Genomic DNA, 20,509 nt, shown 5'->3' with positions numbered 1-20,509 from the left:
CCTGTTGAGCCGGACCCCTCTTTTTGTCCCTCAGCCAGCCGGTCCGGCACCGGCAAGCGTCTCGCCGGTGATCATGTTGATCACCGCATCGGGACTTGTTTTGTTTCTGGCGACATCGCCGGCCACGACACCTTGCCGGATCACCACGATTCGGTCGGCGACCTGAAAAGCCTGCTGCATGATGTGGGTGATGATGACGACGCCGATGCCCTGGCTCGCCACCTGGCGGATCATGTCGAGGCCGCGCCGCGTCTGCTCGACGCCAAGGGCGGCGAACGGCTCGTCGAGAAGCACCAGCTTGCCGCCCCAATGCACGAACCGGTTGAGTTCGATGGCTTGCCGCTGGCCGCCCGAGAGGTGCTCGACATTGGTGCGCAGTGATGGAATGCGGGTGCCGGCGCTGGCCAGCGCCTTCGCGACGACGGCCTCCATGGCGCGCTCGTCGAGCACGGGAATGCCCAGGACTTTCCTGGTGATCTCGCGGCCCATGAAGAAATTCGCCACCACATCGACATTGGTGCACAGCGACAGGTCCTGGTAGACGGTTTCAATGCCCGCCGCCTTCGCCTCGGCCGGCGACCTGGCAAGAAACTCCTTGCCCTCGAACAGCATGCGGCCGGAGGTCGGCTCCAGCCCGCCGGCGATGATCTTGACCAGCGTCGACTTGCCGGCGCCGTTATCGCCGAGCAGCGCGACGACCTCACCCTTGCCGATGGAGAAACTGATTCCCTTGAGCGCTTCGATCGCGCCGTAGTTCTTGGTGACGTTGTCGAGTACCAGCAGCGGTTCGCTCATGCGGCAATCTCCTTGGGCGCGAGGAGATCGCGGCCGCGTTCGCGCTCGGCCGTGAACATCTGGCCGAAGCGGGGCGACAGCACTCCGGAAACCGCGAGGGCGGCGGCACCGCGCAATACCGAATGCTGGCCGCCCCGTGCGACCATGACCCGGGGCGTCGTGCGGTCCTCGCGCGCGGAAACGGAGTTGTGGAGACCTTCGGTCGAGCCAGCCAGCCGTTCGAGCAGGTCGGTGGATGCCAGCCCACCGAGGATGACCGTTTCGGGGTCGAAGAGATTCTCGATGACGGCAATGGCATTGTGAAAGATCGGTGCGACTTCCGCGACCCAATCGGCCTCGCTGCCGTTCCAGCGTCGGAGCGCCTCGAGCGAGAGGTATCTTTCGAGACAACCCCGGTTGCCGCAAGGACAGGCCTCGCCCCCGGGAACGACAGGGATGTGCCCGACCTCGCCGGCATTTCCCCAGGCGCCACGCAGCGGGCTGCCGTCATGAACCATGACGCCGCCTAGGCCGACGCCGAAATAGAGATAGTAATATTCAGAGAATTGAGCGCCCAGGCCGTAGAGCCGCTCGCCCATGGCCGCCGCAGCCATGTCGGTTTCGAAGAAGGCCGGCAGCCCTGTCGAGGCCGCCAGCCGCTCGCGCAGCGCCACATCCTTCCAGCCGCTCATGGTGGTCGGGCCGACAAAACTCATGGATTCGACGCCGAATGGTCCGGGCAGGGCCAGGCCGACCCCAAGCACCCGTCCTCCAGCCCGCAACCTGGTCAATTCGATCGCCATCGCGCCGATCAGGTCGAAGGCATGGTCCGGCGTCGCGTTCGGGGCTTCGCGATAGGTGCTCTCGATCACGTCGCCACTCAGATTGATCAAGGCGGCATTGATGCCCAGCGGGGTGATGTGGATGCCGACTGCATAGCCGCCCTCGGGATTGATCCGCAGCGTCGCAGGAGGCAGGCCGCGCCCCTTCGGCTCTTCGCGCACCGAGAGGATGTAGCCCTGTTCTTCCAATTCACGAACGATGGTCGAGACCGTTTGGACGGTAAGCCCGACGCGGTTGGCGATCTCGCCACGGGCGATCGGTCCGTGAAGGCGGATGGACTCAAGCACGATGCGCCGGTTGTACGGCCGCCCGAACTCCTGATTGGTCCCCCGCAATGCCATGCCTTGCGCCCTCGGTTGACGCAAGGTTCGCACCAAAGATTTTTTCAGTCAAATGGAATTCAAAAATAAATCGAAGCGGCATCCCAAGCGCCCGATGGGGCGTAGGCATACCCGGCCTAGGACCTGTTCACCTGTCGCCCTTGGCCGATTGCCGTCATGGGAAAACGCTTCAATGGTGGGCAAGCCTCGCAACCCGTTGAACAGAGCATGGAGTAGAGATGATCGAACTGCCGTTTGCCCGCGACGAATACCAGCAGCGGCTTCGCAAGATCCGCGCCGAGATGGCGAGGCGCGGTCTCGAGCTACTTGTCGTCAACGACGTTGCCAGCCAGCATTACATCACCGGCTACGATGGCTGGTCATTCTACACGCCGCAGGTGGTGCTGGTTCCCTTGGAAGAGGTCGAGCCGGTCTGGATCGGGCGCGCCATGGATGCGGCTGGTGGTCTTCTGACGGCATGGATGAAGCCCGAGAACGTGGTTGGCTTCCCGGAAGATCATGTTCAGCGGGCCGATCGCCACCCCATGGACTGGATCGCGAACTGGATCGCCGCCAGGGGATGGGGTGCCAGACATATCGGCATCGAGCTCGAAGCCTATTATTTCTCGCCAAAGGCACATGCCAGGCTCGTCGCCGGCCTTCCCAACGCCAAATGGCACGATGCAGACCTTCTGGTGAACTGGATCCGCGCGGTCAAATCGGCACCCGAGATCGCCTATCTGCGCAAGGCATCGACCCTGGCCGAGGCGGCCGTGGCGCGGGCCTTCGACGTGATCGCGCCTGGTGTGCGCGAATGCGATGCCATTGCTGCCATCCAGGCCGCGCAGATCGCCGGCAGCCGGGATTTCGCGGGCGACATCACCGCTCTTCCGCCGACAATCCTCGGCGGCGAGAATGCCTCGGCCCCGCACATCATGTGGAGCGACAGGCGGTTTGGAGACAACGAGACGATTGCGCTGGAACTGGCCGGTGTATGCCGCCGCTATGCGGCCGGACTGGCAAGAACGATGCAACTGGGCAAGACGCCGGCGCGTGTCTCGGACACGGCGAAGGCGGTGATCGAGGGCATGGATGCGGTTCTCGATGCGGTCAGGCCGGGTACATCGGCCGAAGCGGTCGAGGGTGCGTGGCGCAAGGTCATCCAGCGCTACGGATTGAAAAAGGAATCGCGCATCGGCTATTCCATCGGCGTTGCCTATCCGCCGGATTGGGGCGAGCACACGATCAGCCTCAGGCCCGGCGACAAGACGGTACTTCAACCCGGCAACGTCCTTCATTCCATCCTCGGAATGTGGATGGATGGCTGGGGCATCGAGGTCTCCGAGACCATCCTGGTAACCGAAACCGGCCATGAGACCCTGACGAAGTTCCCGCGAGAGATCCATGTCAAATCCTGAGGGTTCGGCCATGGCAGGCGATGTCGCCGGTCCCGGCGCGGTCGACATCGACGCCGGGCTTCTCGACCGCATGATCGAAATACGGCGCCATCTGCACCGCAATCCCGAGCTGTCGAACCGCGAGGCCGACACGCAGCGTTATCTCAGGCAAAAGCTGGCCGGCGAGGGAATAACCGATATTCGTGATGTCGCGGGCTTTGGCCTGGCCGTCGATATTGTCGGCACCGGCAAACCGTCAAATCGAAAGATTGCCATTCGCGCCGATATCGATGCCTTGCCGATCGAAGAAGAGTCCGGCGTCGACTACGCCTCGACAAATCCCGGCGTGATGCATGCGTGCGGCCACGACGCCCACGCATCGATGGGCTTCGCGGTTGCCGCGCACCTCCATCAATCAAGGGCCGATTTTGGCGGCACCGTGCGTCTCATCTTTCAACCGGCCGAGGAGGACTCGCCCTCGGGCGGCAAACGTGTGGTGGAGGAGGGGCTGCTCGACGATATCGACGCCGCGATCTGCCTTCACGTCGATCCGTATACGCCATCCGGCAAGATCGCGGTGCGCTCTGGTCCCTACACGCTGGCGTGCGATACGTTCGATGCCGTCGTCATCGGCGAGGCGGCCCATGCGGCAAAGCCCTATGAGGGCATCGATGCGATCGCCGTGGCCTGCTCCATGGTGAGCGAGTTGCAGAAGATCGTCTCGCGCGAGATTGATCCCTACGATCCGCTGGTCATTTCAGTCACCGGTATCAACGGCGGCAGCGCTTACAATGTTATCGCCGGCAAGGTCACCTTGAAAGGGACCATCCGCAGTGGCAGCGATGCAACCCGCGAGCGGGCTTGGCGGCGTGTTCGCGAAATCCTCGAGAGCACGGCAGCGAGCCACGGCGCCAGTGTGGAACTCGCCATACACAAGGGCGAACCTGGGGTCGTCAACGACGCCGAGATGGCCGAACTGGTTGTCGCCAGCGGCAAGGCCTGCATCGGCGCCGACAATGTCCTCAACACGCCCGGATGGGCCATTGCCGACGATTTTGGCTACTACAGCGAGAAGCGCCCATCGGTCTATTTCCGGCTCGGAATCCGTAATGAGCAGGTTGGCTCGGTCTTTCCGCTTCACCATCCCAAATTTCGCGTCGACGAGGCCGCCTTGAAGATTGGTGCGGCCACGCTGATTGCGGCGGCGACCGGATTTCTGTCGATACAGCCGGGGAGCACAGACTGATCAGACGATCAAAGACCGGTTCATGCATGGCTTTCATGACAGCCCTTGAGATGCATGTTCAATATTGCTGATCCAACCCGGGCTTGCGCGCCTCAGAGATACTGGGCAACTTTCTTGCCGACGGTGAGGAAGCGGAGGGGATCGATCGCTTCGCCGTTGTGGCGCACTTCGTAGTGCAGATGCGGGCCGGTGGAACGGCCGCTGCTGCCGGTCTTGCCGACGATGGCGCCGGCGTCCAGCTTCTCGCCCACGGTCACGTCGATTTCGCTCAGATGTCCATAGCGGGTCGCAAAACCATTGCCGTGGTCGACCTCCACCATGCGGCCATAGCCCCCGTTCCAGCCCGCCTTTGTGACAATGCCGGGCGCCGTGACCTTGGCCGCCATGCCGATGGGAGCCCTGAAGTCCATTCCCGAGTGCAGCGCGGCGGTGCCGAGGATAGGATCGGTGCGCACGCCGAACGGACTGGTGACGGAGTGGCCAGGGGCGGGGTTGGCAAGCGGCAGCCGGCGCGCTTCCTTCTTTAATTGGTCAAGCGTATCCAGGGCTTCGTCCAGTTCCTTGACCTTGCTGTCGAAGATCATCGAACTGTCGAGCGGGATCAGCGGGCCGCCGACATCGCTCTCGTTCTTGCCGAAATCGCTGTCGACCGGCAGTCCGGCCGCCGCCAGCGCCTGCTGGATGGCATCCGCGCTCTTGTAGGCATTGTCGGCGAGCGTGCTGATGCGGGTGAGTTGTTCGTTCTCGATGGATTTCAGCGACTGGTTGATCGAAACGAACAGCTTGTCCGCGCGATCCGCTGCGGAATCGCTGGGCAGTGGATCGGTACGGGTCGACCACAAGGAGAACGGCCTGGTGTCGGCGGCGCCCAGGTCGACGCCCAGGCTGGCGACCGCGTAGTTCGGCGCCGGCTGGCTGATGCTGCCGGTCACGTCGGCGTGCTTGTCGGGCTTGGCAGCCGTTGCGGGATCCTCCACGGGTTCCGTTCCAACCTCATTCTCGGCGCGTTCGAGCAGCGGGCCGAGGCGGCCGTGCCGCTGGCTGAGCTGTGTCTGGCGTTCGAGCAGTTCGCTGACCTTGGTTTCCATCAGCTGCTGGTCGAGCAGCTGGCGGCTGGTGATGCGGTCGACCTGGGCGCGAAGTGCCGAGATGCGGTCTTCATAAGCCTGCTGCATGCGCGCCTGGCGCGCGGTGGTGGCGCCGATCAGGTCGTCGCGCAGCACGAGATAGGACGTGGCCAGCAGGTAGCCGATGGCAATGGCGGCGAGTGCCGAACCGATGAATGCCGCGAGCCAGGGCCGGATCGTGAAATGCCTGATCTCGTTGCCGCGCGCGATGATGACGGTGTGAGGTTCCTTGCGCCTGCCGAAGACTGCGGACTGACCGGTTGCGTTCACGGGACCAAGCTTTCGTTTACGACATCACGACGGTCGGACTACACATTATTAAGGTTAACAAAGCTTTGCGGGATTGAATGCGCGGAGGCGAATGCACGCGGAACGGGCGGGAAGTTGCATGAAAACCGCCAAGTTGAGGCCCGGTGTCGCGAAATCCCTGGCAATCGGCATCAACTTGCTGGCAGGAGAAGCGACTGACGCTCGCGCGTTAGAGGTTAGTTTCTTAACTGTCTTCGATTGCTTTTAGTTGACGGTTTTCGAGTAAAAGCGTGCCGGGGTTTGGGATTCATTATGGTTATGGGAATGCTGAGCGATCTGGTTGGCAAGATCCTCGACAAGATTTCGGGCACTGGTCTGCTGGCGACGGGGCTTTTGCTGCTGACTGCCTTTGTCAGCGCGCTCGTGGCCTATTGGCGCACGGTCGAGACTAAGAGCTGGAAGGAGTTTTTCGAGTTCGCCATCCCGCACGAGGCCATCACCCATCCCTCGGCGAAGGCCGATCTGCTGTTCTGGGTAACGAAGAAGGCCCTGATGCCCTTCCTGATGCTGCCTGCCGGCATTGTCTTCGTCACCGCGGTTGGCTACGCGACCAACTGGCTGTTTTCGACACTCTTCCAGTTCCAGCCGCCCCTGATCGAGGGGCCGGCGGGGCCGGTGACGGTGCTGGTCTTCACCATCACCATGCTGCTCGCCTACGATATTTCCTACTATCTCTATCACGTTGCCCAGCATCGCTATCCGCTGCTTTGGGAGTTGCACAAGGTGCATCACTCGGCCGAGGTGATGGTCGGGATCACCAAGGATCGGGTCCATCCGCTCGACGAGCTGATGAATCGGGCCTGGGATGGCCTCATCGTCGGCGTCTGCTTCGGCATCTGGTCGTTGATTTCGCTTAACCTTGTCGAACTGACCGTCTTTGGCGTTAACGTCTATGTCATGCGCAACATCCTGATGATGGATTTCGTCAGGCACACGCATTTCAAGATCTCGTTCGGCCCGCTCAACAATGTGATCCTGTGTCCTCATTGGCACCAGTTGCATCACAGCACCGATCCACGCCATTACGACAAGAATTTCGGCCTGCTGTTCTCGTTCTGGGACCGGCTGTTCGGAACATTGTGCGTGCCGAAGCCCGACGAGGACTTCAAGTTCGGACTGATCGACCGCGATGTGCGCGATTATCAGTCACTCGCCGGCCTCTATCTCATGCCGCTGAAGCGGATGTGGAGGCATATCGCCAGGCGCATGCGGCCTGGAAAACCAAGGACCTCACGGTCATCTGAGGGAACACGGCCATGAACGCTCCTTTCGTGCTCGCCATCCCGCGGACACGCACCTTCGAAGTCGTGACATCGGCGGAGCGGCTGGCCGAGATCACGCCGGCCTGGAGCGCACTTTGGCGGCGCGTCGACGGGCTGGTCTTCCAGCACCCGGAATGGATCGCGGCCTGGTGGCGCACGACCCCGCAGCAGGAACTGCGCACGCTCAGGATCGGGCTGGCCTGGAACGGCGACCGGCTCGATGGCGTGATTGCGCTCGCCACTTTCAAGCGCTCCGGGATCCGCATGCTCGAATGGGCGGCGAAGGATCACAGTGACTATGGCGACGCGCTGCTGGCCCCGGACTGTAATCCGCAGGCGCTCTCCCGGCTCTGGCAGTACGTCCTTGATCAGGGTGGCTTCGACCTGGTCTATCTCAACCGTCTGCTGCCGGATGCCGGTGTTGGTGCTCTGCTGGACCCGGCCTCGCGCCATGGCAAGGCACTACGGCCCAACCACCGCAGTGAAATCAGCTATCGCGTCGCCGGTCCCTGGCAGGGTGGGGCGAAATGGTTCGAGACACTGTCCAAGAAGGCCCGGCAGAACTACCGCCGTGGCCGCAAGTTCATGGAGGAAGGCGGCGAATTGCGTTTCCGCCTGCTGGATGCGGACGAGCCGCGCGAGCCCGTGCTCGCGCGGGTTGCTGCGCTCAAGCGCCTCTGGCTTGCCCGGCATGGCCGCGTCTCGGACCTGTTCGACGAGGGCTCGCCCGTTCTTGCCGCGCTTGTTTCCGTGCTGGCCAAACTCGGGCTGTTGCGCATCTTCGTGCTGGAGCTTAACGGCACGATCATCGCCGTCTCCATCAATTTCGAGCAGCATGGCACGATGATGGCTTTCGTCACCACCTACGATCCCGAATACGAGCGCGCCTCACCGGGCATGGTACTGATGATGGACTACATCCAGTGGTCGCTCGACCGTGGCTTGGCCAAGGTTGATTTTCTCTGCGGCGGCGAGGATTTCAAGCGCCGCTTCGCCACTGAATCAGTCACGCTGTGGTCGATGATGGGCGCGCGTGGTCTGCGCGGCCATCTCGCCGCGCTGGCCGATCATGCGAACCATGTTGCGAAATCCTGGCGGGCGCGGCGGCAGCCGAAGGCGGAGGCGTCAGACGAGTAAGGTCGGCTCGTGTGAACCTGCCATCGCGCGTTCAAAGCGCGCGAACGGCTTCCAGCACTTCCTCGGCATGGCCCTTGACCCGGACCTTGCGCCAGATCCTGGCGATCCGCCCGTCGCGGCCGATGAGGAACGTCGCGCGCTCGACGCCCATGTATTTGCGGCCATACATCGATTTCTCGACCCAGAGATGGTAGGCTTCGATCACCTTGCGTTCCTCGTCGGCGGCGAGATCGATGGTGAGATTGTATTTCGACTTGAACTTGTCATGCTTCTTGACGGGATCGGGCGACAGGCCGATCACGACGGCACCGGCCTTCTCGAAGTCCGGCTTCAGCTGTGAAAAGCTGATCGCCTCCTGCGTGCAGCTTGTGGTGTCGTCCTGCGGATAGAAGTAGAGCACCACGGGTTTGCCGGCCGATGCGGCCAGGTTGAGCGAACCGCCGCCATCTCGCGGCAGGTCGAATTGCGGCGCAAGATCGCCCACGTCGAGGTCAGCCATATCGATGCCCTTGTTTGAGGTTACGCGCGAAGCCACACCGATATAGTGTCGAGCGGGGATTCGTCCACGAGCGAATTTGTACAACGGAAGATGGCGTGGATCAGGAGCAACCGCAGCACGAGAAGATCAGGTTCAGGCGGGATGAAATCACCGACCTGGGGGCTTTGCCGTCCGCGTGCCGCGTGCCGCCGCTCGGTCAGGCGTCGATCGGCCGCGGCTTCCGCACCCTTTCGCGCGTGTTCGCCGGCGTTGTCAGCCTCGTGCTGCTGGCAGCGGTCGTCGTCTATCTGGTCGGGGCGTCCGGCATCGGCTCCGAGCGGCTTCGGGCGGAAGCCGAGATCGCCATCGAGAGACTTGCCGGCGTCGATGTCCATGTCGCTGTCGGGCCGGCGCGCATCACGCTCGACAGTTCGAGCTTCGTCGCGCTTCAGGTCAGCGACGTCAGCCTGAAGACATCGGATGGCAAGCCGATGGCGGATGCCGGCCGTGTTCGCTTCGGCATGCGCCTGATACCACTGCTGTGGGGGGAGGTGCGGCTGACCAGCGCCAGGATCTCCGACGCGCGCATCGTCACGGCCGCGATGCCGTCGGGCGGTGACTGGACAGCCGGCTTGCGCAATGAGGATGGCCTCGTCGATCCCGAGAAACTGTCCGACGCGGTGTTCGGCAACATCCATCAGGCGCTCGACGCCGTGCGGGAAGATTCGCTGCGCCGGATCGATCTCAGCAATGTCGAATTCGTGTTGCCCGAAACCGGGGCGATCAAGCTGGTCACGATCACCGACGCCACCGTCGTGCAGTCGGGCCCGGGCGGTATGGAGTTTTCCTCCGAGGCGAATGTCGACGGCAGAAAGGTTACCCTTGCCGCTTCCGCCACCCGTGATATCGCGGCGCACCGCGTGACGGCGCTGACCGCGAACATCGACCTGGCGGCTGCCGACAACACCGCGGCCGGTGCCGGGAAGCTGGGTGCGGTCGCATTGAAGCTGACCGGCTCTGAAGGATCCGGCGCGAATGCATCGCGGCTGACAGCCGCCATCTCGTCCGCCGGGTCCGTGCTTGATCTTGGCACGCGCGGCCTGCTGCCGGCCGATTTCGATGTCGATGCCACGCTTGTCCATGGCAGCAACAAGATCCAGGTCGACAGGCTGCTTCTGAAAACCGGCCGGTCTTCTTTCAATTTCGGCGGCTCTATAGGGCCAAAGCCGGCGACAGGGGAGGCGGGCGAGGAACCCTCCTATCGTTATGACCTGACCAGCGACGGTTCGACCTTGGCGCCATCGGAATCGCCCGAGCCCGCGCTGCCATTCATCGCCCGCATTGCCGGCGTCTATCAGACCAAGAGCCATAAGCTGGTGGCCGAGCAGATCGCGGTTCGATCCGACGCTTCCGGCGAGGTGCTTGGCACCGCGGCCGTTGAATTCGTTGACGGCAAGGCTCCCGGTGTCAATCTTGCGCTCAACGTCCATGACATGCTGGTCTCGCACGTCAAGCAGTTGTGGCCGTGGTTCTCGGCGCGCAACGCGCGGCTCTGGGTGCTGGACAATCTATTCGGCGGCCGCGTCGTCGATGCCAATCTTCAGTTCCAGGTCGTGCCGGATCGCCTCGGCAACGGCGTTCCGCTTTCGGCCGACGAAGTGTTCGGCCGCTTCCAGATCGAGGGGGCTCGCTTCGACACGGCAGGCCGCATTCCGCCGATACGCGACGCGGTCGGCGTCGTCGCCTTCCACGGCAACGACGTCGACATTTCGCTCTCATCGGGCACCGTCTTCATGCCCAGCGGCCGCACCGTGGCGGCCAGCAACGGCACACTGTCGGTCAAGGCGGCGAACCACCCGCCGGTCATCGGCGCACTCGACATTGACGTGGAGGGAGAGGCGTCGGCTGTCGCGGAACTCGCCTCATACGAACCGATCAACGCCATGCGCCATGTCGGCTTCCTGCCGGAGGACCTGTCCGGCAGCGTTACCGGCCATGTCAGGGCCGACATTCCGTTGCAGTCCGGCGTCGACACCTCGAAGCTCGACTGGCTGGTGTCCCTCGACTACACCGGCCTGTCGCTGGCCAAGCCGTTCGAGGGACAGACCGTCACCGATGCCGACGGCTCGATCACGGTCGACCCTGTAAAGGCGGTGATTTCCGCCAAGGCGTCGCTGAACAACATTCCTGCCGAACTCGACCTCGTCGAACCGTTGGCGGATGACGGGCCGCCGCGCAGCCGCAAGGTGGCCCTGGTGCTTGACGACAAGATCCGCGCCGCCGCCATGCCCGGCCTGACGCCGATGCTGGGCGGAACGGTGAAAGTCGCGATCGACAAGAGCGGCAGCGGCAATCAGAATGTGTCGGCCGACCTGACCAATGCCAGGCTGGACATTCCCTGGGCCGGCTGGAGCAAGGGGGCAGGGGTCCCGGCCAGTGTCACCTTCGTCATGACCAAGTCCGGTGACACCACGACACTGTCCGATTTCAACCTCGATGGCAAAACATTCTCCATCGACGGCGGCATCGTGCTGGTCAACGGCGCCCTGTCGTCGGCAAAATTCAGCAAGGTCACCTTGAACAGGGGTGACGATGTCGCGATTTCGGTGAAGCGGTCGGGCAAGGGCTACGCGGTCGACATCAATGGCAATGCGCTCGACGCCCGATCGCTCATCAAGCAGTTCATGTCGGATGTGGACACCGCAACCAAGACCACGGGGACAGACAACATTTCCGTCAGCGCCGACGTCGGGCAGCTTACCGGTTTCCACGACGAACAACTGTCCAACCTGAAGCTGGACTACAGCGCGGCCGGTTCAAGGGTGAACGGCCTGAAGGTCAGCGCCACGGCCAGTTCTGGCGCGGCCATAGCAGTCAGCAACACTGCCGGCGACGGTCGGCGCTCGCTCAACGTGCAGTCGGCGGATGCCGGCGCTATCCTGAGATTTCTCAACATATACGAGCATATGGAAGGTGGGTCGATCACCCTGGCGCTGGCGGGAGCGGGCGACGGACCGATGAGGGGCAAGGTCGACACCAGCAACTTCTTCATCGTCAATGAACCGAAACTGGCCTCTATCGTCTCGACCACGCCGGCCGGGGACAACCGCAGCCTCAACCAGGCGGTCAAGGGCAATCTCGATACGTCGCGGGTGAAGTTCGAGCGCGGCTATGCCGAGATCGAGAAAGGCAGCGGTTATCTGAAGCTGGCCAATGGCGTGCTGCGCGGCCCCCGCATCGGCACGACGTTCCAGGGCATCCTCTACGACCAGAACAACAATATGGACATGACCGGCACCTTCATGCCGGTCTATGGCCTCAACCGCATCTTCGGCGAACTGCCCATCGTCGGCGCGCTTCTCGGCAACGGCCGCGATCGCGGCCTGATCGGCGTCACCTACCGGCTCAGGGGCAATGCCAACAAGCCGGTGCTCGACGTCAACCCGCTGTCGGTGATCGCGCCGGGCATCTTCCGGTCGATCTTCGAGTATCGCTAGAACAATTCCAGGAAAAGTGTGAAACGGATTTTTTCCGGGAAAAGCGCTTGGCGCTTTCCCCTGGGATTCCGTGAAATGGTGAACGGCTGCAGGCGGCCTCAGCCTGGCCGCACCAGAACGTGTTTTTTCTTGCCGAGTGAAAGCTTTACGACGTTTTCCGGACTCAGATCCTGAAGCGTGACCATGCGGCGATCATCGCTGACCGTTTGGTCGTTGATGCGAACCGCACCGCCCTGGATGTGCCTGCGCGCTTCGCCATTGGACGATGCCAGCCCGGCCGTGACCAGCAGCGACAGGATGCCGACGCCTGCCTCCAGCGCTGCCTTGTCGGCCTTGACGGTCGGCAATGTGTCGGCAAGCGCCCCTTCTTCGAAGGTTTTTCGCGCGGTTTCCTCGGCCAGCTGCGCCGCTTCGCGGCCATGGACGATCGCCGTCGTCTCCGTGGCCAGCACCTTCTTGGCCTCGTTGATCTCGGAGCCGCCGAGCGCCGCCAGGCGCGCGATCTCATCGAGGGGCAGGCGGGTGAATATCTTCAGGAAGCGCTCGACGTCGGCGTCCTCGGTGTTGCGCCAGTACTGCCAGAAATCATATGGCGAGAAGAGGTCGCCATTGAGCCAGACCGCTCCCTTCGCCGATTTACCCATCTTGGCGCCCGACGATGTCGTAAGCAGCGGCGTGGTCAAAGCGTAAAGCTGCGGCGTGCCCATGCGATGGCCGAGATCGACGCCGTTGATGATGTTGCCCCACTGGTCTGAACCGCCCATCTGCAGGCGGCAGTTCTGGCGCCGGGCGAGTTCGACGAAATCATAGCCCTGCAGGATCATGTAGTTGAATTCGAGGAACGACAGCGACTGCTCGCGGTCGAGCCGAAGCTTGACGCTGTCGAAGGTCAGCATGCGGTTGACGGAAAAATGCCGGCCGACGTCGCGCAGGAACTCGACATAGTTGAGTTTCATCAGCCAGTCCGCATTGTTGACCATTATGGCGTCGTTCGGGCCGTCGCCGAAACGCAGGATGCGGCCGAAGATGCGCTTGATGCCCTCGATGTTGGTGGCGATCGCCTCGGGTGTCAAAAGGCTGCGCTGGTCGTCACGGAAGGACGGGTCGCCGATCATCGACGTGCCGCCGCCCATCAGAGCGATCGGCCGGTGCCCCGTCTCCTGCAGCCAGTAGAGCATGGTCGCGGAGATCAAATTGCCGATATGCAGGCTGGTGGCGGTGGCGTCGTAGCCGACATAGGCGGTGACCGTTTCCTTGGCGAAAAGTTGGTCGAGGCCGGTCTCATCCGAAATCTGGTGGATGAAGCCGCGCTCGCTCATCGTGCGCAGGAAATCGGATTTGAAGGCAGGCATGGTTTCTTTCCCGAAAGCGTCCGCCCGGTCCGGCGCGGGCGTATGTGAACGGGCGCGTTTAGCATCCAAGCGCGATCAGCAAAAGTGGAATCCGGTTTTGCGTTCGATCGCGCGGCAACCAGGAGTTCGCGATCAGCAAAAGTGGAATCCGGTTTTGCATCCGCTCGCCTGCGCCCGAAGGACCACAAGATGTCCTGATGATCACCGGTTGTTGAAACGGCGCGTCGCGCCGTCCGGCACCAATGCTTGCTTCATCGTTTCGGCTGGCGTAATGAGGCGCCGCGCCAAAGGTTCTTGCAGCCCACGACCTCGAGCGGCACCGCACGGCATCCAGGAATGCCATATCCGACGACAGAGCCCCGACGCGACATGCCGGACGCATTGATATCCATCGTCATTCCTTGCAGGAACGAGGCGGCAAACCTGCCGCTGCTGATCGACGAGATCGAGACGGCGATGGCCGGGCGCGACTTCGAACTGATCATCGTCAACGACGGCTCGACCGACGAGACGGCTGCCGTGCTGACCGAGCAGGCGGCCCTTCGCTCCTTTCCGGTACGGGAATTGCGGCACCAGAAATCCGCCGGCCAGAGCCTCTCCGTGCGTTCGGGCGCCTGGGCGGCGCGCGGCGGCATCGTTGCCACGATCGACGGTGACGGCCAGAACGATCCGCAATACATCCCCGTGCTGGTGGACGCCTTGCGGCGGGCCGGCCCCGATTTCGGCGCCGCCCAGGGGCAGCGCCTCAAGCGCCGCGACAGCAAGGTCAAGCAGCTGGCGTCGCGCTTCGCCAACTGGCTGAGAAACGCCATATTGCATGATGAGACGCGCGATACCGGCTGCGGCCTGAAGGCTGTACACACCGATATCCTGCGCAAGCTGCCGTTTTTCGACGGCACGCACCGCTTCGTTCCGGCCCTGGTCATCCAGGAGGGCTATCGCGTCGTGCATTGCGACGTCGTCGACCGCTCGCGGCGGCACGGCAAGTCGAACTACGGCATTTTCGACCGTGGCCTGCAGGGCGCGCTCGATCTCGGCGGTGTCTGGTGGCTGCGCCGCAGGCGCCGCAGAATGCCAAAAGTAGAGGAAATCAAGCGTGTTTAACGTGCTTCAGGAACTGGCGACGTGGCTTCACCAGGTTTTCATCAAGCAATTCGATGCGTGGGTCCTGCTCGGCTTCATCGCCCAGTTTTTCTTCACCATGCGCTTCGTCGTGCAGTGGCTCGCCTCGGAAAAGGCCAAGCGCAGCGTGGTGCCGGTGGCCTTCTGGTTCTTCTCCCTGTTCGGCGGCGGCCTGCTTCTGATCTATGCCATCCAGCGCCAGGATCCGGTGTTCATCGCCGGCCAGGCCATGGGCATGTTCATCTACATCAGGAATCTCTGGCTGATCGCCAATGAGCGCAAGGCGGCGATGACCAAGGTGGATTGAGCGGCCTGTCCCATCAAGAAATGACCAGAGAGGCTCGAGCATGGCGTTGAACAGGAACTACATTTTTCTCTTCCTGTTCAGCCTGGTGATGACGGTTTCGGGGCTGGCGTCCCTGCCGCCGATCGACCGGGACGAGTCGCGCTTCGTCCAGGCCACCAAGCAGATGGCGGAGAGCGGCGACTATGTCGACATCCGCTTCCAGGAAGCCTCGCGCTACCAGAAGCCGATCGGTATTTATTGGCTGCAATCTGCCGCCGTGACCTTGAGCGGCAAGGGGGCCGAAGCGCCGATCTGGGTCTACCGCACGGTCTCGGCGCTCGGCATTGCCATTGCGGTGCTGGCGATCGCCTGGACAGGGACCAATCTTTTCGGCGCCAATGCCGGCCTCGCCGCCGGCCTGGTGATGGCGGCGATCTTCGCCACGGCCTTCGAGGGCCGCGATGCCAAGACCGATGCGATGCTGCTTGCCTGCTGTGTGGCGGCGCAAGGCGCGCTGGCGCAGATCTACCTGTCAGCGCGCCGCAACGAACCGGTCGCCGGGCACCTCTGGTGGATATTCTGGATCGCGCAAGGGGCGGCGATCCTCATCAAGGGGCCGATTGCGCCGTTGCTGTCGGCGCTGACCATCGCGGTGCTGTTCGCCTTCGAGCGCGATGGGCGCTGGCTGTCGAAACTAAGGATTGGACGCGGCCTGTTGCTGGTCGTGGTGATTGCGCTGCCCTGGCTCGCCGCGATCACCTGGAAAAGCCATGGTGCTTTCCTGCAGCAGGCTGTCGGCAAGGACATGCTTGGCAAGGTCGCGTCGGGCGAGGAATCGCACGGCCTGCCGCCGGGCTTTTACATGCTGACCTATTCGCTATTCATGTGGCCTTTCGGCTTGATCGCGGTCGGCGCCGGCCTCCAGGCCCTCAACCGTCTGCGCGACGATCCCAGGCTGCGCTTCTGCCTCGCTTGGTACATCCCTTTCTGGCTCGTATTCGAGCTCATTCCGACGAAGCTGCCGCACTATGTCCTGCCGGCATATCCCGGCATGGCGCTGCTGATCGGCTGGCTGCTGACGCTGCAGCCGCAGGATGCCAATGCACCGCTCAAGCGCTGGCAGCAATGGCTGTGGTGGTCGACCGCATTCGGTCTGGCCGTGGTCAGCCTTGGTCTGGCGGCGGTTTGTATGGGAGCGCCGATCTATCTCACCCACACATTTTCCTGGTGGAGCATTCCGGCCGCCGCTGCCGCGCTCGGCACTGGCTACCTGGGTTTTTCGCGACAGTTGCAGGTGCCGCTGCCTCGCATCGGAGCCACCGCCGCCTGTGCCGGCATCACCTATGCCTTGCTGTTCGGCGTCATCGCTCCATCCCTGAAGCCGATATGGCTGAGCCCGGCGATCAGGCAGGCGGTGCTTGCCAACAAGGCTTGCGACACGACGGTGCTGGCCTCGGCGCGCTATCAGGAACCGAGCCTGGTCTTCCTGGTCGGCACCAAGACGGTGCTGACCGATATTGGCGGGGTGGCGGAACATCTGCTTGCCGATCCGGGCTGCGCGTTGGGGCTGGCGCCGATCGAGGATGAGCAGAAGCTGAATGGCATGCTGTCGGTGCGAGGCAAATCGGTGAACCGCGTCGCCGAAATCGACGGCCTCAACTATTCGTCGGGAGACAAATTGTCGCTCGGCCTTTATCGTATCGCGCAATGACTTCGGCGATGAGGTCGACTTCCCAATGCTCGTGAAATCGCGCCCACCCGTTTCTGGCAGGCTCCTGGGGACAGGGCGCCGGTCGGTCGACAATTTTCTCGACACGATGCGGATCGTGAGAGGGCGCTTTGCTGCCCGCCCCGCCAGATACCCGAACATGGTATGGTCGGTCTGGGGCCTGGGCTGGGTTCTGCTGACGGCGGCCGCGTTTGTCCGTCTCGACACCCCGGCGGGGATGCTCCGTGATCAATGGTCGCCGGGATTCGTCCGTCTGGCCGACTTTTTCACGCAGTTCGGCCTCGGCGGCTGGTATCTCATTCCGCCCGCGCTTTTGCTTGTCGCGGCCAATCTGATCGATTGGCGAAGTCTCTCGAGGCGATCATTGATGCTGGCCTACAACTGGACCTGCCTGGCTTTCCTGGTGCTGAGCGCCGTCGGCCTGTCCGGCCTGACGGTCAATGTCCTGAAATACGCGATCGGCCGGGCCCGCCCGCTCTACTTCCAGGATTTTGGTGTCTTGGCCCTGCATCCCTTTGCTTTCGATGCACGCTTCGCCGGCTTTCCGTCCGGCCATGCCACGACGATGGGCGCGGTGTTCGGCGTTCTTCTGCTCTTGTTTCCGCGACGCTGGTATATGGCGCTTGCGGTGACGGCCTGCATCGCCTCGACCCGGGTCTTCGTTGGCGCCCACTATCCGAGCGACACGGTCGCCGGCTTCGGCCTCGGCTGCGCCTTCGCGCTCGCCTGCGGGGTGGTGTTTGCTCGTCTCGGCTTCATCTTCCGGCCGACGCAGTCGGGATTGCCGGTCCGCAAAGCATCGTTCCGGTTGGTTGCTCCGGAAAGATAAATCGCAGGGTGGATTGGTCTAATTGCTGTCCAGTCCGCCGTAGGATCTCACCAGGCGAGCCATGTCGGACGAATTGGCCGTTTCGCTTTCGAGCCCTTGCGCGACGCCCGCGCGGTCGGCGACGGGACGGTTCTGGCTGACCTTCCACTTGCCATGGATCTCGCTGATCTCGATCTCCAGTCCGATGATGCCCTTGATCTGTGACTGGATGAAGGGCGGCGGCGCATCGGTCACCGCCCAAGGGGCTTCGCGGGGGCCTTCCTGAGATATGGTCAGGTCGGCGATCTGCTGTGCCAGCCAGTCCTGGTCGTCGATCACCTTTGCCGTGCCGCGCACCTGGACGATGGCATAGTTCCAGGTCGGCACCACCTTGCCGGTCTCGCGCTTGGTCTCGTACCAGGAGGGCGTCACATAGGCGTCGGTGCCCTGGAAGACGATCAGCACCGGTGATGACGGGTTTCCCGCAATAAGTTTCCAGTGCGGGTTGGCCTTGGCCAGGTGGGCGCGCAGCCTGCCGTTCGGCGACGCCCCGGCGTCGAGCAGGAACGGAATGGCGTCGGCGACCGGACCGTCAGGGCCGTTCGAGATCAGCATGCCGAGCGGATGCGACCGGATCAGTCCGTGCAGGACATCGGGTCGGGTTTCCTGGAAATGAGGAGGCTCGTACATCGGCGCTGGCGCCTTCCCGGTTTATCTCAGCCGCTTCGGCCGCGGATCGGACAATTCGCCCGCCAGCCGGCGATCGAGATAGTCGGCGCATTCCTCGATCAGCAGGTCGGCGTCATTGGCGAAAAAGTGGTTCGCACCGGGCAGCGTCTTTTGCGTGATGGTGATGCCCTTCTGCGTGTGCAACTTGTCGACCAGGCCTTGCACATCCTTCGGCGGCGCCACCTTGTCGGCATCGCCATGGATGATGAGGCCCGATGACGGGCAGGGCGCCAGGAACGAGAAGTCATAGGTGTTGGGCTGCGGCGCGATCGAGATGAAGCCTTCGATCTCCGGACGGCGCATCAAAAGCTGCATGCCGATCCACGAGCCGAAGGAGTAGCCGGCGACCCAGCAGCTCTTGGAATCCGGGTGCAGCGACTGGACCCAGTCGAGTGCGGCCGCCGCATCCGACAATTCGCCGGTGCCGTGGTCGAACTCGCCCTGGCTGCGGCCGATGCCGCGGAAATTGAAGCGCAGCGTGGTGAAATCACGCTTCTGGAACATGTAGAAGAGGTCGTAGACGATCTTGTTGTTCATCGTGCCGCCGAATTGCGGGTGCGGATGCAGAACGATGGCGATCGGCGCGCTCTTTTCCTTGGAGGGCTGGTAGCGTCCCTCCAGGCGACCGGCCGGACCGGTGAAAATGACCTCAGGCATGAAATACTCCACTTAGGTAATACGAATGCGCGGCGCCCGGGAACGTGTCTTCCTCTGGCCTTGACGCAGGGCGAGCGTCTTCTTAGAAGCTAGTTTAGAACTATTCAAAACTGAGTGGCCAGACGTCGAGCCCGGCCACCCGCGCCGCAAGCCGCGTAAATAGGACGGCTCGCCTTGGAATTTCAAGGAAATAACGCCATACGACGACCGAATGGCTTCTGACAGGATCAACTGGACGAAAATGGCCGTAAAACGTGCCTATCTCGACTACAATGCCAGTGCGCCGCTGCTTGCAGCGGCGCGCGAGGCCATGGTCGCGGCACTTGATGTGGCGGCCAACCCTTCGTCTGTTCACGCCGAGGGCCGGGCCGCGCGGCGCTTGATCGAGACGGCAAGGCGCGAGGTCGCGGCATTGGTGAATGCCAGGCCCGAACATGTCGTGTTCACCTCCGGCGCGACGGAGGCGGCCTCGACGCTGCTCTCCCCCGATTGGCGGATGGGGCGCGGCAGCGTGCGCATGAGCCGGCTTTACGTCTGCGAGGCCGATCATCCCTGTCTGTTGAATGGCGGGCGCTTTCCGGCGGCGCAAATGACGCGCATCGGCGTCGACGCCGATGGCATTGCCGATCTTGCGGCCTTGGCGACGGCGCTTTCCGGTCATGACAAGGCCGATGGCCTCCCGCTGGTGGCGATCCATGCCGCCAACAACGAGACGGGCGTCATCCAGCCGATCGATCGGATCGCGGCGATTGTCAAAGCCTCAGGCGGCATTCTGGTTGTCGACGCGGTTCAGGCCGCCGGCCGCGTTTCCATCGACATGTCAGCGGGTTACGCCGATTATCTGATTCTGTCTTCGCACAAGATTGGCGGCCCCAAGGGCGTCGGCGCCATTGTTGCTGCCGCCGATCTGATGATGCCGAAGCCCCTGATCAATGGCGGTGGCCAGGAAAAGGGCCATCGCGGGGGCACGGAAAACCTCGCCGCCATATCAGGCTTTGGCGCCGCCGCATGCGAGGCCGTGGCCGGACTGCCGACGATCGATATGGTGCGCGAGCGTCGTGACGAGATCGAGGCAATCGTCAAAATGCTGGTCCCGGACGCGGAAATCTTTGGAACCGGCGCGCCAAGGCTTGCCAACACGACATTCTTCGCTATTGCGGGCGTCAAGGCCGAAACCGCGCAGATCGCCTTTGATCTCGCCGGCGTGGCGCTGTCGGCCGGCTCAGCCTGTTCGTCGGGCAAGGTCGGACCGAGCCATGTGCTGAAGGCCATGGGCTACGGCGATAGTCTCGGCGCCCTGCGTGTGTCTATTGGCCCGGCGACGGGTGCCGAGGACGTCGAACTGTTCCGCAGTGCGCTGGCGGGTATTGCCGCTCGTAGGGCGGGTAAGGAAAAGGCCGCTTGAGCGGTTGGACGATTTTGGGCCTTTCGGCCTG

17 protein-coding genes are annotated in these 20,509 nt (G+C 62.9%); 10 read left to right on the top strand and 7 right to left on the bottom strand.

Going from position 1 to position 20,509, the window contains the following annotated elements; genetic code table 11:
• Positions 1–30: 30 nt before the first annotated feature.
• Both EB230_RS22600 and EB230_RS22595 read right to left on the bottom strand, forming a co-directional pair.
• A complete protein-coding gene (locus tag EB230_RS22600) occupies positions 31–795 on the bottom strand; it encodes an ATP-binding cassette domain-containing protein (protein WP_056562321.1) in 765 nt (254 codons plus the stop codon).
• A complete protein-coding gene (locus EB230_RS22595) occupies positions 792–1,958 on the bottom strand; it encodes an ROK family transcriptional regulator (protein WP_056562318.1) in 1,167 nt (388 codons plus the stop codon). Before EB230_RS22595 ends, EB230_RS22600 begins: the two co-directional genes overlap by 4 nt.
• A 218-nt stretch (positions 1,959–2,176) precedes the next feature.
• On the opposite strand from EB230_RS22595, the gene EB230_RS22590 reads away from it, so the two are divergent.
• Positions 2,177–3,355, top strand: coding sequence for a M24 family metallopeptidase (locus EB230_RS22590; RefSeq protein WP_172373988.1), 1,179 nt, complete (start codon positions 2,177–2,179; stop codon positions 3,353–3,355).
• Entirely contained in the window at positions 3,342–4,580 is a 1,239-nt protein-coding gene (locus EB230_RS22585; protein ID WP_056562312.1) for an amidohydrolase, read from the top strand. The genes EB230_RS22590 and EB230_RS22585 overlap by 14 nt, the downstream gene beginning before the upstream one ends.
• Positions 4,581–4,672: 92 nt before the next feature.
• On the opposite strand, the gene EB230_RS22580 is transcribed toward EB230_RS22585, so the two are convergent.
• The gene (locus EB230_RS22580) at positions 4,673–5,977 is read right to left on the bottom strand and encodes a M23 family metallopeptidase (protein ID WP_056562309.1); all 1,305 of its coding nucleotides are present in this window, start codon (positions 5,975–5,977) and stop codon (positions 4,673–4,675) included.
• A 303-nt stretch (positions 5,978–6,280) separates the two neighbouring features.
• Here EB230_RS22580 and EB230_RS22575 point away from each other — a divergent pair, with 303 nt between their 5' ends.
• Complete coding sequence (locus EB230_RS22575) at positions 6,281–7,276, top strand: sterol desaturase family protein (protein WP_056562306.1); 996 nt, start codon at positions 6,281–6,283, stop codon at positions 7,274–7,276.
• A complete protein-coding gene (locus tag EB230_RS22570; protein ID WP_056562303.1) occupies positions 7,273–8,415 on the top strand; it encodes a GNAT family N-acetyltransferase in 1,143 nt (380 codons plus the stop codon). Before EB230_RS22575 ends, EB230_RS22570 begins: the two co-directional genes overlap by 4 nt.
• Before the next feature lie 31 nt (positions 8,416–8,446).
• Here EB230_RS22570 and EB230_RS22565 read toward each other — a convergent pair whose 3' ends face one another.
• Positions 8,447–8,914, bottom strand: coding sequence for a peroxiredoxin (locus tag EB230_RS22565; protein ID WP_056565414.1), 468 nt, complete (start codon positions 8,912–8,914; stop codon positions 8,447–8,449).
• Between the two features lie 95 nt (positions 8,915–9,009).
• Here EB230_RS22565 and EB230_RS22560 point away from each other — a divergent pair, with 95 nt between their 5' ends.
• Entirely contained in the window at positions 9,010–12,390 is a 3,381-nt protein-coding gene (locus EB230_RS22560) for a DUF3971 domain-containing protein (protein WP_172373987.1), read from the top strand.
• A gap of 98 nt (positions 12,391–12,488) precedes the next feature.
• On the opposite strand, the gene tyrS is transcribed toward EB230_RS22560, so the two are convergent.
• Positions 12,489–13,742 (bottom strand): tyrosine--tRNA ligase, encoded by a 1,254-nt coding sequence (gene tyrS / locus EB230_RS22555; protein WP_056562298.1) that lies wholly within the window; start codon positions 13,740–13,742, stop codon positions 12,489–12,491.
• A 369-nt stretch (positions 13,743–14,111) separates the two neighbouring features.
• Here tyrS and EB230_RS22550 point away from each other — a divergent pair, with 369 nt between their 5' ends.
• From EB230_RS22550 to EB230_RS22535, 4 genes are all read left to right on the top strand, one after another.
• On the top strand, positions 14,112–14,846 hold the full coding sequence (locus tag EB230_RS22550; protein ID WP_056562295.1) for a glycosyltransferase family 2 protein: 735 nt from the start codon (positions 14,112–14,114) through the stop codon (positions 14,844–14,846).
• The gene (locus tag EB230_RS22545; RefSeq protein ID WP_056562293.1) at positions 14,839–15,171 is read left to right on the top strand and encodes a lipid-A-disaccharide synthase N-terminal domain-containing protein; all 333 of its coding nucleotides are present in this window, start codon (positions 14,839–14,841) and stop codon (positions 15,169–15,171) included. Before EB230_RS22550 ends, EB230_RS22545 begins: the two co-directional genes overlap by 8 nt.
• Before the next feature lie 40 nt (positions 15,172–15,211).
• Entirely contained in the window at positions 15,212–16,861 is a 1,650-nt protein-coding gene (locus tag EB230_RS22540; RefSeq protein WP_172373986.1) for a glycosyltransferase family 39 protein, read from the top strand.
• 157 nt (positions 16,862–17,018) lie between these two features.
• The gene (locus EB230_RS22535; protein ID WP_246738838.1) at positions 17,019–17,708 is read left to right on the top strand and encodes a phosphatase PAP2 family protein; all 690 of its coding nucleotides are present in this window, start codon (positions 17,019–17,021) and stop codon (positions 17,706–17,708) included.
• A gap of 18 nt (positions 17,709–17,726) precedes the next feature.
• Here EB230_RS22535 and EB230_RS22530 read toward each other — a convergent pair whose 3' ends face one another.
• Both EB230_RS22530 and EB230_RS22525 read right to left on the bottom strand, forming a co-directional pair.
• Entirely contained in the window at positions 17,727–18,377 is a 651-nt protein-coding gene (locus EB230_RS22530) for an FMN-binding negative transcriptional regulator (protein ID WP_172373984.1), read from the bottom strand.
• Positions 18,378–18,398: 21 nt separating this feature from the next.
• Positions 18,399–19,073, bottom strand: a complete 675-nt coding sequence (locus tag EB230_RS22525) for an alpha/beta hydrolase (protein WP_027042409.1) — start codon at positions 19,071–19,073, stop codon at positions 18,399–18,401.
• Positions 19,074–19,314: 241 nt separating this feature from the next.
• Here EB230_RS22525 and EB230_RS22520 point away from each other — a divergent pair, with 241 nt between their 5' ends.
• On the top strand, positions 19,315–20,478 hold the full coding sequence (locus tag EB230_RS22520; protein WP_172373983.1) for a cysteine desulfurase family protein: 1,164 nt from the start codon (positions 19,315–19,317) through the stop codon (positions 20,476–20,478).
• Positions 20,479–20,509 lie beyond the last annotated feature (31 nt).

This window comes from Mesorhizobium sp. NZP2234 (assembly GCF_013170765.1).
Lineage (GTDB): Bacteria > Pseudomonadota > Alphaproteobacteria > Rhizobiales > Rhizobiaceae > Mesorhizobium > Mesorhizobium loti_D.
This window is presented reverse-complemented; position numbering and strand designations above follow the sequence as displayed.